Below are 12698 nucleotides of genomic sequence, written 5' to 3'. Positions count from 1 at the left end.
TTCTGCGGGCTGCGTGTCTGTATGAGGCAAATACTCCCGCCGGAGGCAGCGGCGCGCGGCAGCGCGGCGCCACGCCCAACCCCAAGCGGAGCGCGCCAGCGGTCCGGCGCGGGGGCAGGAGAGCGTCCGTGCGCAGCCTCAGCGGTCGTCGCCTCCGGGTCCGCCCATTTCTTCCAGCATGTCTTCGTCGATGGCCGCCTGCACCGCACCCACCGCAGCGTCCTTCTGCTTCGGGGTCAGCTCATCCTCCTGGTCCGGCGCCAGCCGCACTGTGACTTCACGATGGGCAAACTTGACGCCCTCGCGGGCAAACAGCTCGCGGATCTCCTGGTACACACGTTTCCGGACGATCCACTGATCCCCCGGCTTGGTCATGAATTTCACCCGGATGATCATCGCCGAGTCCTGCATCTCGATCACGCCCTGGGACTTCAGCGGCTGGATGAAGGTGTGGCCGACAACCGGATCATCCATCAGCCTCTGGCCCAGCTTCTTGATCAGCTTGCGGACCTTCTCCACATCGGTGTCATAGGTCACCCGCAGCGGCAGCTTCATCATTACCCAGTCGCGGGAATAATTGGTCAGCACCTTGATCTCGCCAAAGGGAATGGTGTGCAGCGCGCCCAGATGGTGGCGCAGCTGGAAGGAGCGGACCGAAATCTTCTCGACCGTGCCCTTGACGTCGCCAATGTCGATGTATTCGCCCTTACGGAAGGCATCGTCGATGAGGAAGAAGGCACCCGAGAAGATATCCCGCACCAGCGCCTGCGAGCCGAAGCCCAGCGCCAGGCCGACCACACCGGCACCGGCAAAAAGCGGACTCACGTTGATGCCAAGCTCCAAGAGCACAATCAGCACGATCGACACCAGCACCACGGCCAGAATCCCGCCGCGGAACAGCGGCAGCAGCGTTGCCAGCCGGCTGGCGCCCCCCGCACCGCCTTCATCACCCAGTTCTGCCTCGGGAAGGCCGCCTGCCTCCTCGTCGATCTTGCTGTCAATCCAGATCCGGAACAGGTGATAGACGATGTAGCCGATGAACAGGATCACCGTCACATCGACCACCCGTTCGGCGGCGGTGGTCCCGGTCCAGCTGGCCTCCGGGTTCCAGACGATTACCAGCGAGTAGGCTCCGACCACAAAGGCGAGAATGCCTGCAACCCTGCGGGCAAGATCCTCATAGGTGGCAATCGGGTGCTTGGACCGCGGCGCTATTTCCTCTTCCTCGGCTTCGTCTTCCGGTTCCGGCACTGCACCGTCCTGCGGCACGTCCACGGCTTCCGCATTCATCGTCGCGGCAGCTGCCGGTCCGGGCGTCTCCGGAAGGATCTCCGTCGCGGCAGGCGCCTCAGCGGCCGGGGTGGCGGGTTCAGCCTCCCCAGCTTCCTCCGCCTCCGCCGCCTCGTCCTTCACCAGGCGGGCGCGGCTGAAATACCGCTCGATGCCATAGTTGATCGCCCCGTAGACAACCAGGATCGTGGTGAGCACGAAATAGCTCCCCGCCATCAGCGGGATCGAGATGTCCTGTTCCAGAACCAGATCAAAGGCCAGCTTGAGCCAGCCGAAAGCCATATAGACCATCAGGACAGGCGCCCAGGCCACGGCCAGGACCCGCACCAGCCAGGAGCAGCCCTCGGGCGCCCTACCCGCGCGGATGGCGTTTGAAATCGCCCGCCTGTTGACCAGAACCATCAGCAGATTGCCCAGGGTCCCCACCAGGGCAAGAACCCCGTAGACCAGCGCATAGACATTGTAGTTGAGGCCGAAATCCCCGACCCAGGTGGCAAAGAGCGTCGAGGAAATGTCATAGGTCGCCAGCAGCGATGCCCAGATATAGAGCCGCTTGGCATCCCGGTCGGAAAACACCGGTATCCGGTACTGGGCCAGGAACGGCGACAGCACCATCCGCCACAGGTCGGACACCGTGCGCGCCAGAAAGAAGGCGGTGTAAACAGCCGTCACGGTGAATTCGATGGACGGATCGCCAGAGGCGCCGAAAATCAGGTAGGAGATCAACGCCGCGAACACCATCGCAAAAACCGTGGCGCCAATCCCCATCAGAAACCGGAAGACCAGGAAGGGCATCTTTTCCTGATATCCTTTTGGGGTCTCCTGGATTCGCGCGACCACGAACCGTTTGGCAAAGCGCTTGCCGTAGATCTCCGTCGACAGCCAGCGGCCGATCAGCAGGAACAGCACGCTCCAGCCCATCACCTCGACATAGGTCATGATACGCCCGTCGGGACTGGTCTGGCGCAGGATGTACTGCATTTCGAAGACCGAATAGGGCAGCGCCTCCAGCCGGCTGTTCAGCTCCGCCCGGAAGGCGGCGACCCTGGATTGCGCCTTCATCAGGACCGAGGGCTGCTCCATCGCGTCAGAGCCCGGATGCCCGGCGTCCGGCTCCGCCGCAGGCGGTGCATTCAGCAGCTGGCTGCTTCTGTCGACCACAACCACGCTGACACCGCTTTCCGCCGCCTGTTCAATCGCCTTGGAGAGCGCGTCCGCCGCGGCCGTTTCACTTTCCTGCGCGCCAGCGTGAGGCGCCACCCCGACACTCAGCAGCAGGCACAGGAGGAACCGGAACAACATTTGCAGCATGGCCGCCTATCCTTTTGGAAACTTGCATCAAATTAACCACGCGCAAGAGCGTTGCGCAAATGGCGCGCGCGCAATTTCCTGTGCGCTGCGCAACAGAGGCGCATGATTGCATGCGCACTGGGTCCGGGCTATACAATTCCAAATATCCGCCCTCTGGGCGGTCAGCTGTTCCAAGTTCCTGCAAAACCCTGCCAGGACCGGACGCTGCAAAGGCAATTACTGACCGCGCCCCGCCCAATCCGGCTGCGGTGCGCGCAATCTGAGGCGGACGATGGCGGAGCACAACAGCACGCGCCCGGGGACGAGCGGCAGCACAGGCCGGCGTGCCCCCGGCGCCGCCGGATCCACCCTCTTGCCCGGCGCGCTCCGGGACCCCGATCAGGCACTCCTATGACGGCAACAGGCACCCATGAGACCGCAGCGGACACCGGCACTCGCGGACCGCGGATCATGTTCTACAGCCACGACACCTTCGGGCTGGGGCATCTGCGCCGCTCGCGGGCGCTGGCGGGGGCGATTACCGCAGCCAACCCGGACGCCTCAGCGCTGATCCTCACCGGCTCGCCGGTGGCGGGGCGGTTTTCCTTTCCGACCCGGGTCGACCATGTCCGCCTGCCCGGTGTGATCAAACGCGCCGATGGCTCCTATGCCTCGCGCACAATGGGCATGAGCATCGAGGAAACCGCCGAGCTGCGCGCTGCCCTGATCCGCTCGACGGTGGAACAGTACGAACCGGATGTTCTGGTGGCCGACAAGGAGCCCACAGGGTTTCGCGGCGAACTGATGCCGGCGCTGGAGCTGCTGAAGTCCAAGGGCCGCTGCAAGATGGTGCTGGGCCTGCGCGACGTCCTGGACGAGCCCGAGGTGCTGGCCGCCGAATGGGAGCGCAAGCACGCGGTAGAAGCCACCCGCGACTTCTATGACGAGATCTGGGTATACGGGCCGCGTTCTGTCTATGACCCGACCGCAGGGTTGCCCTTCACACCCGAGATGCAGGCCCGGATGCATTGGACCGGCTACTTGCGCCGTGACCTTGGCCAAGTGGGCGAGCCGCCGGAGCAGCCCTATCTGCTGGTCACCCCCGGCGGCGGCGGTGATGGCGAGATGATGGTGGACCTGGTGCTATCGGCCTATGAAGCCGATCCGGAGCTGTCGCCCCGCGCAGTACTGGTTTACGGCCCCTTCCTGTCCGGCGAAACGCGCGAGGATTTCGAGGAGCGCGTCGCCAGGCTCGACGGCCGCGTCACTGCTGTCGGCTTTGAATCTCAGATCGAAACGCTGTTTGCGGGCGCCCAAGGTGTGGTTTGCATGGGCGGTTACAACACCTTCTGCGAGGTGCTGTCCTTTGACAAACCCGCAGTGATTGTGCCCCGCACCACCCCGCGGCTGGAGCAATGGATCCGCGCCAGCCGCGCCGAAGAAATCGGCCTCACCACCATGCTGGACGAGACCCGCGACGGCTGGACCGCCCCGGCGCTGGCCAAGGCGATCCGCGCGCTGGCGACCCAGCCGCCGCCCTCTGCCGCGGGCTCCGAGGGGCTTTTGGACGGGCTGGACTATGTGACCCGCCGGGTCTCTGCACTGCTGCAGGCCACGCGCCGGGAGGCTGCTGAATGAGCGCTCCCCGCCCGCCCCTTGCGGTGGTGGTCAAGGGCTGGCCGCGGCTGTCCGAGACCTTCATCGCCCAGGAACTGGTCGCCCTGGAAGCGGCTGGACACACGTTCGAAATCTGGTCCCTGCGCCACCCCACCGATATCAAGCGCCACCCGCTGCATGCGCAGCTGCAGGCCAAGGTCAACTACCTGCCGGAATACCTGTACCAGGAGCCGGAGCGGGTCTGGCGCGCCCGTGCCGTTGCGCAGGACCTGCCCGGCTACGCCGAAGCTTACCGCATCTGGCGCGCCGATCTGCGCCGCGATCTGACCCCCAACCGTATCCGCCGCTTTGGCCAGGCCTGCGTGCTGGCGGCTGAAATGCCTGACGAAGTGCTGGGCCTCTACGCGCATTTCCTGCACACACCCTCCTCCGTCGCGCGCTATGCCGCGATCATGCGCGGCCTGCCGTGGAGCTTTTCGGCTCATGCCAAGGACATCTGGACCTCGCCGGACTGGGAGCTTCAGGAGAAACTCTCCGCCGCCCATCACGGCGCGGCCTTTGGTGCCACCTGCACCGGCTTTGGCGCCAGGCACCTGCAAGATCTGGCGGATACACCGGGCCGGGTTGATCTGGTTTATCACGGGCTCGACCTGTCCCGCTTCCCTGCCCCGCCGGAGCGCAAAACACGCCAGCCGCAAGATCCCGTGCACTTCATGTCCGTCGGACGGCTGGTCGAAAAGAAAGGCTTTGACCGGCTGATTGCCGCGCTGGCGCTGCTGCCCGCGGGCCTCGACTGGCACTGGACCCACATCGGCGGCGGCGGTCTGGGCGATCTTTTGCAGGGCATGGCAGAGGATGCAGGTATCGACCAACGCATCACCTGGCGCGGGGCCTGCGACCAGCCCGAGGTGATCGAGGCGATGCGCAGCTCCGACCTGTTTGTGCTGCCGAGCCGGGTTGCGGCGGACGGTGACCGTGACGGGCTGCCCAACGTGCTGATGGAAGCCGCCTCGCAAACTCTGCCGATCCTGTCGACCCCGGTCTCCGCCATCCCGGAGTTCATTACCCACGGCACCCACGGCCTGCTCAACGAAGACAGTCCGGAGGCCTTGGCCGAGTCCCTGCTCTACGCCGCCCGCCATCCGCAGAAAATGGCAGAGATGGCCGGCGCCGCACTGGCCCGGCTGCGCTCGGATTTCGGCATGGAGCCCGGCATTGCCCAGCTCTCCAAACGGCTGACGGCGATGCTGCAGGACAGTTGACAGGTCATGCCGCAGGGAGCCGGAAAGCGGGTCGCCTTCTACGCGCCGATGAAGCCGCCGCACCACCCGGTGCCCTCCGGCGACCGCGAGATTGCCCGCAACCTGATGGGCCTTCTCACCGCCAGTGGCGCAGACGTGCAGCTGGCCTCGGACCTCAGGACCTATGACAAGCACGGCGATACCGCGCTGCAGGCAGACCTGCGCAAGGCCGCAGAGGGCGAGACCGCCCGGCTGATCCGGGAGTTGCCGGCGGCTGACCTCTGGGTCACCTACCACAACTACTACAAGGCGCCGGATCTGATCGGCCCCGCCGTGGCCCGCGCCCGCCGCATTCCCTATGTGCAGATCGAATCCACCCGCGCGAAAAAGCGCCTGACCGGGCCTTGGGCTGGCTTTGCCGAAGCTGCCCACGCTGCCGCCGATGCCGCTGCGGCGATCTTCTATTTCACCGCGCAGGACCATTTCGCACTGGAGCGCGACCGCTGCGGCGGCCAGACCCTCGCGCACCTGCCGCCCTTCCTGCCGTCTGAGGATCTGCCCGCAGCGTCTTCCCTGGACGGCCCGATGCTGACCGCAGGCATGATGCGCGCGGGCGACAAGCTCGCCTCCTACCGCATCATTGCGGAGACACTTGCGCACTTGCCTGGTGACTGGCGGCTGGACATTGCCGGCGGCGGCCCGGTCCGTTCCGAAGTTGAGACGCTGATGGCCCCCTTTGGCGGCAAGGTCCGCTTTCTCGGCCAGCTTGACCGCGAGGACCTGTCAGCTGCTTACTCCAACGCCTCCCTGTTCCTGTGGCCTGGTGTGAACGAAGCCTTCGGCATGGTCTATCTGGAGGCGCAGGCCCATGGCCTGCCGGTTGCCGCTCAAAACCGCCCCGGCGTGCGGGATGTGCTGCTGCCCCGGCCCTACCCGGAGCCCGAAGACGGCCCGGAAGCTCTCGCAGCTTTCACGGCGAGCCTGCTTGCAAACCCCGCGCTGCGTTCCGGAATTGGCCGGGAGGCACGCGGGTACATCGCCCGGCACCACCTCGCCCCTGCCGCCGCCCGCCGCTTTTGGGAGGTTACCGCCCTGCTGATGGAGACACGCGCATGATCCGCCTCGCCCTTCTCCGCCACGGCCATACCGCCTGGAACCGCGCCGGCCGCATCCAGGGGCGCAGTGACATCCCGCTGGACGATCAGGCCCGGGAGGAACTGCGCGGATACGCCCTGCCCGACCCCTGGAACGCCGCGGAACTCTGGTCCAGCCCGCTGATGCGTGCGGCGGAAACCGCCGAACTTGTCGCAGGCCGCCCGCCCCGCACCGCTCCGGAGCTGACCGAAATGAACTGGGGCGACTGGGAGGGGCTGCACGGGCTGGACCTGAAGGCCGACCCAGACAGCGGCTTCCGCGATATCGAGGAATGGGGCTGGCACTACCGCCCTCCCGGCGGTGAGAGCCCGGCTGAAGTCTGGGCCCGCATCGATCCCTGGCTGCACAGCCTGGCGCGGGACACGGTCGCGGTCTGCCACATCGGCATCATGCGGATGATCCTGGCCCGCGCCCACGGCTGGAACTTTGATGGCCCCGCCCCCTTCCGCATCAAGCGCAACCGGCTGTTTGTGGTGGAAATCGGGGGAGCCTCCCTCTCCCCCTGGGCCGAGCCTGTCCGGCTGATCCGCGAGGGGAGCTCATGAAAGTCCTGATTGCCGTCACCCACCTCCTCGGCACCGGCCACCTTTCGCGCGCGCTGACACTGGCACGTGCCTTCACCGCGGCCGGGCACCAGGTCCAAGTGGCCTCCGGCGGTTTCCCCGCCCCGCAGCTCAATGCCGAAGGGGCCGGCCTGATCCAGCTGCCGCCGCTGCGCTCGGATGGGGTGGATTTCACCCGGCTGCTGGCCGGGGATGGGTCCCTGGCGGAGGAAACATATCTGGCCCGCCGCCAGGACGCCCTTTGTGCAGCACTGCACAAGCTGCAGCCCGATGTGCTGATCACCGAACTTTACCCGTTCGGCCGCCGCTCCCTGCGCCGGGAATTCCTGGCGCTGCTGGAAGCGGCCCATGCGCTGCCCCGGCGGCCGGTGGTCCTGTCCTCCATCCGCGACATCCTCGCCCCGCCCTCCAAGCCGGAGAAAGCTGAAAAGGCCGATCAGGTCATCGCCCGGTACTACGATGCGGTGCTGGTCCACTCCGATCCCACGGCTACCAAACTGGAAGCCAGCTGGCCGGTTTCGCCAATGCTTGCGGCCAAGCTGCGTTACACCGGGTATGTGGCGCCACCCGCCGCCGGGCCGCATCCCAAGCTGAAAGGCCGCGGCGAGGTGCTGGTCAGCGCCGGCGGCGGCAGCGTCGGCACGCCTCTTTACCGGGCAGCCCTGGAAGCGGCCAAACATATGCCGGACACCCCCTGGCGCCTGCTGGTCGGCGGCACGGACGCCGAAGCGCGGATCGCGGAGTTTGCCGCCACAGGCTCCCCTGCCCGGCTGGAACCGGCGCGCAGGGACTTCCGGCAGATGCTCTCTCACGCCGCCGCCTCGGTCAGCATGTGCGGCTACAACACTGCGCTCGACCTGTTGCAGGCCGGCACGCCCGCGGTCCTGATCCCCTTTGATGCGGGTAACGAGACCGAACAGGGCCTGCGTGCCGCCAGCCTTGCCCCGCTGAACGGCATGGAAGTGGTCAAAACGGCAGAGCTCACCCCCGAAACGCTATGCGCTGCGGTCAAGGCGGCAATGCAGGCGCCGCCGCGGCTTGCAGGCGGTTTCAGGTTTGACGGAGCCGCCCGGAGTGTGGAGATTGCCGCAGAACTTGCGGGAGGGCGCGGATGACACCGGATTGGAGCGGTCTGGACCGGGAACTGGAGCACTGGCAGGAGGCAGGAATGACGCTGCCCTTGTGGTGGCGGGACGACGATGCAATGTCCCAGTCGGCCGAACTGGACCGCTTGGCAGAGCTCTCCGCGGAGCTTGATCTGCCAGTGCACCTGGCAGTGATCCCCCAAGGCACTACGGCAGATCTGGCCCGTTTTGTTGCAGACAATCCGCAGCTGATCCCGGTGGTGCACGGCTGGGCGCACCAGAACAACGCCCCAGCAGGCGAGAAAAAGGCAGAGTTCGGGGCCCACAGGCCGCTGGACGAACTGCTGGACGATGCCGAGCGCGGACTGGCCCGGCTGCGGGAACTATTCGGCGCCAGCCTGCGGCCGATGTTTGTGCCGCCCTGGAACAGGGTCTCGCCGGAAATGCTGACCTGGCTGGCCGGTGCCGGGTTCACAGCGGTCTCCACCTTCGGCCCGCGCAGCAGCGCCAAACCCGCCTCCGGCCTGTTGCGGGTGAACACTCACCTGGATCCGATCGACTGGAAGGGCTCCCGCAGCCTGCTGCCTCCGGACCAGCTGATCGCGCAAGTAACGCGCCAGCTGCGCGACCGACGCCTGGGCGATGCGGACAACGCAGAGCCTTACGGCCTGCTGACCCACCACCTGGTGCATGACGAGGCTGTCTGGAGCTTCACCGCCGCGATCGCCAAACGCCTGCTGGCTGGCCCGGCCGAGGCTTGGATCTATGATGAAAGGATGTCCTGAATGAGCCGCCTCGACTCCATGCTGCGCCGCCTCACCGCCCAGCGCGACGGCCTGAACTGGGCCGCAGAGCAGATCAGCGCGATGGAGGGTGATGTGCTGGACATGGGGCTTGGCAACGGGCGCACCTATGACCATTTGCGCGAAATCCTGTCCGGCCGCCGGATCTGGGTGATCGACCGGGTGCTGCAATGCCACCCCTCCTGCATCCCGCCGGAACAGGACTTCCTGCAGGGCGAAGCGAAACCGATGCTGGAGCGGCTCGCCGGCGAAGGCCGCCGTATCGTTCTCGCGCATTATGACTTCGGCTTCGGGGTCAAGGAAAAGGACGTCGCCGAGGCCGCCGCCCTGTCTCCCGCCATCGCCCGCGTCATGGCCCCGGGCGGCATCATCGTTTCCGGCCAGCCGCTGGCTGGGTTCGAGGAGCTTGACGGCCCCGAAGGCATCCCGCCCGGCCGCTACATGTTTTATCGGGCCGGCTGATTCAGGTCCCGTCCGGCCCCGGGCCGGGCAGCGCACGCCCCCGCCCCAAGAGGGCGGGCGCTTCCCCCGCTCCCGCGGCAGGACGGTCAGGCCACCCGCAATCCGCGCGACCAGACCCCGCGCACCGCAGGCGTGCCAGCGGTCACACGGAACCGGATCAGATCGGCGCGCTTGCCGGTCTCCAGCCGCCCGCGGTCATCCAATCCCACCGCATCGGCCGGCGCATGGGTTACCGTGCCCAGGCCGCGCGCCATGTCGCCCCACAGCCCGCCCAGCCTGACCGCCGCCATCAGCAGCGCGGCCGGCACATAGTCCGAAGACAGGATGTCCAAAAGCTCCAGCTCCGCCAGCTCATGCGCCGCCACATTTCCGGAGTGCGAGCCGCCGCGGATCAGGTTCGGCGCGCCCATCATCACCCTGATGCCATGGGCATGGCAGGCCTGCGCCGCCTCCACCGTGGTCGGGAACTCCGCCAGCTGAATACCGTGGCCTGCCGAAACGGCCACCTGCCCTGCGGTGGTATCGTCATGGCTTGCCAGCACCGCACCGAACCGCTTGGCCGCCTTCACTGCCTCGGCCTCATGCAGATCGCCATAGGTGTCGCGCAGCTCCTTCAGATGCGCGATATGCGCCTGAAAGCCCGCGTCGTCGAACCCGTGCTTGCCCTTCACATACTGCTCCAGCTTGGAGAGGTCGCGGAATTGGCGCTGGCCCGGGGTGTGGTCCATCAGCGAGACCAGCCCGACCCGGTCCACCTCACCAAAGGCCTCCAGTTCCTCGACCAGGGAATCCGAGCAGACCTCCGCCCGCAGGTGCAGGAAATGCGAAATCTTCAAAGCCTCCGCCGCCCGCAGCTCCAGCAGCTCGCTTGCGAGCTCGCGGGCATAGGCACCATAGCGGCTTTCCTTGCGGCTGATCGAGCCGACGCGCATCGCATCGAACACCGTGGTGATACCAGTGCCCGCCAGCTCCGCATCATGAGCAATGATCGCGCTGGCATGCGGCCAGTCGACCTTGGGGCGCGGCTGGATATGACGTTCCAGGTTGTCGGTATGCAGCTCCACCAGCCCCGGGCAGACAAAATCGCCCGCACAGTCGATGGCACCCGCCGGAACCGCAGTGCCCTCTGCGAGATCTGCAATCTCGCCGCCGGCAATCTTCACGCTGCCGGTGCGGGTTTCGCCCGGAAGCACCAGCGTGGCATTGGCAAGGATCAACTCTTCTGTCATCTGAACTTCACATCTTTCGAGCTATGGAAGGCCACGTTTAGGAGGCCAATGTGACATTCACGCGATACGCGATCTATTACGCTCCCCCTGCGGATGCCGAGTGGAGCCGGTTCGGTGCCAGCTGGCTGGGCTGGGACATGGAGGCAGGCCGCAGCCTGCCCCACCCGGAAGGAACCGGACTGGACGTTGCCGCGATCACGGATGTTCCGCGCAAATACGGGCTGCATGCGACCCTGAAGCCGCCGATGCGCCTCGCCGAAGGACAAACCCAAGCCGGGCTTGAGGCCGCCTGCGCAGCGCTGGCTGCTGCGCAAAAGCCGGTCACGCTGGACGGGCTGCACCTCGCCCGGCTGGGCCGTTTCCTGGCGCTGCGACCCACCGGTGACGAGAACGCGCTGAACGCCCTGGCCGCCGCCTGCGTCACCGAACTGGACCAGTTCCGGGCGCCGCCTGCCGAAGCGGAGCTGCAACGACGCCGCGCCGCGGGCCTGAGCCCGGAACAGGACAAAAACCTCTCCCTCTGGGGCTACCCCTATGTTCTGGAGCAGTTCCGGTTCCACATCACGCTCTCCGGCAAGCTGCCCAAGCCGGAGCTGCCCGCCGTCGAGGCGGCTCTTGAGGAGCACCTGATCCCGCTGCTGCCCGCACCGCTGGTGATCCGCGATATCGCGCTGGCGGGCGAAGCGCCGGACGGAAGATTTCACCTGATCCACCGCTACGCCCTTTCCGGATGAAGGGCTGACAGCGCGGCGGTCACAGCCGCACTGAGCGCACCGCTGTTGTCGATCTCATGCACTCTGCGCAACCCTTCCGGCAAGGGATTGGCCGCCCGGGACAGCCGGCGCTGGACCTCTTCGGCATCCTCCCGCCCGCGGCCAGAGAGCCGTTTAGCCAGCACCTCGGGCCGGGCCGTTACCGAAAGCACGATGAAGCCGCCGAACGCCTCCTGCGCCTCCAACAGCACGGCGCGGGAGAGATTCACCAGCACACCGCCCGATCCTTCCCGCAGCTTTTCGATGTCACGCGGGATGCCATAGTGCAGCCCATGCGCCTGCCAGTGCAGGGCAAAGACACCATTCTCCGCAAGGGCGGAAAATTCGGCCTCCTTGACGGCGTGGTAATCCTCCCCGCCCGCCTCGGGCGCGCGGGTGATCACCCGGCGCATCAGCCGCAGTTGCGGACCTGAGACCGCCAGGGCAGACATCAGGCTGTCCTTGCCTACCCCCGAGGGCCCGACCACCCCGATGACGGGTCCCTTTTCAGCGGGCGCGCTCATGCCGCGGCCTGGGGCGCAAAGCCCGACACATCCACGAACCGGTCGCAAACCTGCTGACGCGCCGCCTCATCGTGAAAAATGCCGATGATCGCCGCCCCGCGCGCCTTGGCGCCTTCGATCAAGCCCAGAACGGTGCCGCGGTTCTGAGCATCCAGGCTGGCCGTGGGCTCGTCCAGCAGCAGCGCCGGGTAGCCATAGGCAAAACCGCGGGCAATGTTCACCCGCTGTTGCTCGCCGCCCGAGAAAGTGGTGGGGCTGATGCTCCACAGACGTTCCGGGATATTGAGCTGCGCCAGCAGCGACGCTGCCGTGTCGCGCGCCTGCTCCAGCGGCGTACCGACGGCCAGCAGCGGCTCGGCCACCACATCCAGCGCCGGCACCCGCGGCACCACCCGCAGGAACTGGCTGACGTAGCCCAGCGTCTTGCGGCGCAGCGTCAGGATCTCGCGCGGCTCGGCCTTGGCGACATCGACGCCGCCAACCATGACACTGCCCGAGGCCGCCAGGTAATTTCCGTAGATCACCCGCATCAGGGTGGACTTGCCCGCCCCGGAAGCCCCTGTCAGACCGACGCATTCACCGGGCTTAACGCTCAGGCTGGCATTTTCCATCACCGGGATCACCGCGCTGCCCTGATTGTGCAGGGTGAAACTCTTGCTCACATTGTTCAGTTCAATCATCGCCCTG

At 66.5% G+C, this 12698-nt stretch carries 12 protein-coding genes; 8 read left to right on the top strand and 4 right to left on the bottom strand.

Annotation, left to right across the window (positions count from 1 at the left end; genetic code table 11):
* Nucleotides 1–138 precede the first annotated feature (138 nt).
* Nucleotides 139–2601, bottom strand: a complete 2463-nt coding sequence (locus ACFMBG_RS02370; RefSeq protein ID WP_421053129.1) for a mechanosensitive ion channel family protein — start codon at nucleotides 2599–2601, stop codon at nucleotides 139–141.
* A gap of 390 nt (nucleotides 2602–2991) precedes the next feature.
* On the opposite strand from ACFMBG_RS02370, the gene ACFMBG_RS02365 reads away from it, so the two are divergent.
* Genes ACFMBG_RS02365 through ACFMBG_RS02335 form a run of 7 tightly spaced genes read left to right on the top strand, consistent with a single transcriptional unit; the run spans nucleotide 2992 to nucleotide 9506 of the window.
* Entirely contained in the window at nucleotides 2992–4218 is a 1227-nt protein-coding gene (locus tag ACFMBG_RS02365; protein WP_421053128.1) for a glycosyltransferase family protein, read from the top strand.
* Nucleotides 4215–5459, top strand: coding sequence for a glycosyltransferase family 4 protein (locus ACFMBG_RS02360; RefSeq protein WP_421053127.1), 1245 nt, complete (start codon nucleotides 4215–4217; stop codon nucleotides 5457–5459). Before ACFMBG_RS02365 ends, ACFMBG_RS02360 begins: the two co-directional genes overlap by 4 nt.
* Nucleotides 5460–5465: 6 nt before the next feature.
* Nucleotides 5466–6554, top strand: a complete 1089-nt coding sequence (locus tag ACFMBG_RS02355) for a glycosyltransferase family 4 protein (protein WP_421053126.1) — start codon at nucleotides 5466–5468, stop codon at nucleotides 6552–6554.
* Nucleotides 6551–7138, top strand: a complete 588-nt coding sequence (locus ACFMBG_RS02350) for a histidine phosphatase family protein (protein ID WP_421053125.1) — start codon at nucleotides 6551–6553, stop codon at nucleotides 7136–7138. Before ACFMBG_RS02355 ends, ACFMBG_RS02350 begins: the two co-directional genes overlap by 4 nt.
* Entirely contained in the window at nucleotides 7135–8271 is a 1137-nt protein-coding gene (locus tag ACFMBG_RS02345; RefSeq protein WP_421053124.1) for a glycosyltransferase family protein, read from the top strand. The genes ACFMBG_RS02350 and ACFMBG_RS02345 overlap by 4 nt, the downstream gene beginning before the upstream one ends.
* On the top strand, nucleotides 8268–9026 hold the full coding sequence (locus tag ACFMBG_RS02340; protein ID WP_421053123.1) for a polysaccharide deacetylase family protein: 759 nt from the start codon (nucleotides 8268–8270) through the stop codon (nucleotides 9024–9026). The genes ACFMBG_RS02345 and ACFMBG_RS02340 overlap by 4 nt, the downstream gene beginning before the upstream one ends.
* Nucleotides 9027–9506: a class I SAM-dependent methyltransferase gene (locus tag ACFMBG_RS02335; RefSeq protein WP_421053122.1), complete on the top strand. Its 480-nt coding sequence runs from the start codon at nucleotides 9027–9029 to the stop codon at nucleotides 9504–9506.
* Between the two features lie 86 nt (nucleotides 9507–9592).
* Here ACFMBG_RS02335 and ACFMBG_RS02330 read toward each other — a convergent pair whose 3' ends face one another.
* Nucleotides 9593–10735 carry an alpha-D-ribose 1-methylphosphonate 5-triphosphate diphosphatase gene (locus tag ACFMBG_RS02330; protein ID WP_421053121.1) on the bottom strand — a complete coding sequence of 381 codons (1143 nt, stop codon included), beginning with the start codon at nucleotides 10733–10735 and terminating at the stop codon, nucleotides 9593–9595.
* Between the two features lie 50 nt (nucleotides 10736–10785).
* Between ACFMBG_RS02330 and ACFMBG_RS02325 the strand changes: the two genes are divergently transcribed.
* Entirely contained in the window at nucleotides 10786–11469 is a 684-nt protein-coding gene (locus ACFMBG_RS02325; protein ID WP_421053120.1) for a DUF1045 domain-containing protein, read from the top strand.
* Here the strand turns inward: ACFMBG_RS02325 and phnN are convergent.
* Together phnN and phnL are read right to left on the bottom strand one after the other, a co-directional pair.
* Entirely contained in the window at nucleotides 11451–12011 is a 561-nt protein-coding gene (phnN, locus tag ACFMBG_RS02320; protein WP_421053119.1) for a phosphonate metabolism protein/1,5-bisphosphokinase (PRPP-forming) PhnN, read from the bottom strand. The two genes, ACFMBG_RS02325 and phnN, sit on opposite strands and share 19 nt — an antisense overlap.
* Nucleotides 12008–12691 (bottom strand): phosphonate C-P lyase system protein PhnL, encoded by a 684-nt coding sequence (gene phnL / locus ACFMBG_RS02315; RefSeq protein ID WP_421053118.1) that lies wholly within the window; start codon nucleotides 12689–12691, stop codon nucleotides 12008–12010. Before phnL ends, phnN begins: the two co-directional genes overlap by 4 nt.
* Between the last annotated feature and the right edge of the window lie 7 nt (nucleotides 12692–12698).

It is taken from the genome of Leisingera coralii (genome assembly GCF_049056525.1).
Classification (GTDB): domain Bacteria; phylum Pseudomonadota; class Alphaproteobacteria; order Rhodobacterales; family Rhodobacteraceae; genus Leisingera; species Leisingera coralii.
The sequence above is the reverse complement of the archived record's forward strand: the minus strand, read 5'-3'. Positions and strand labels throughout refer to the sequence as shown.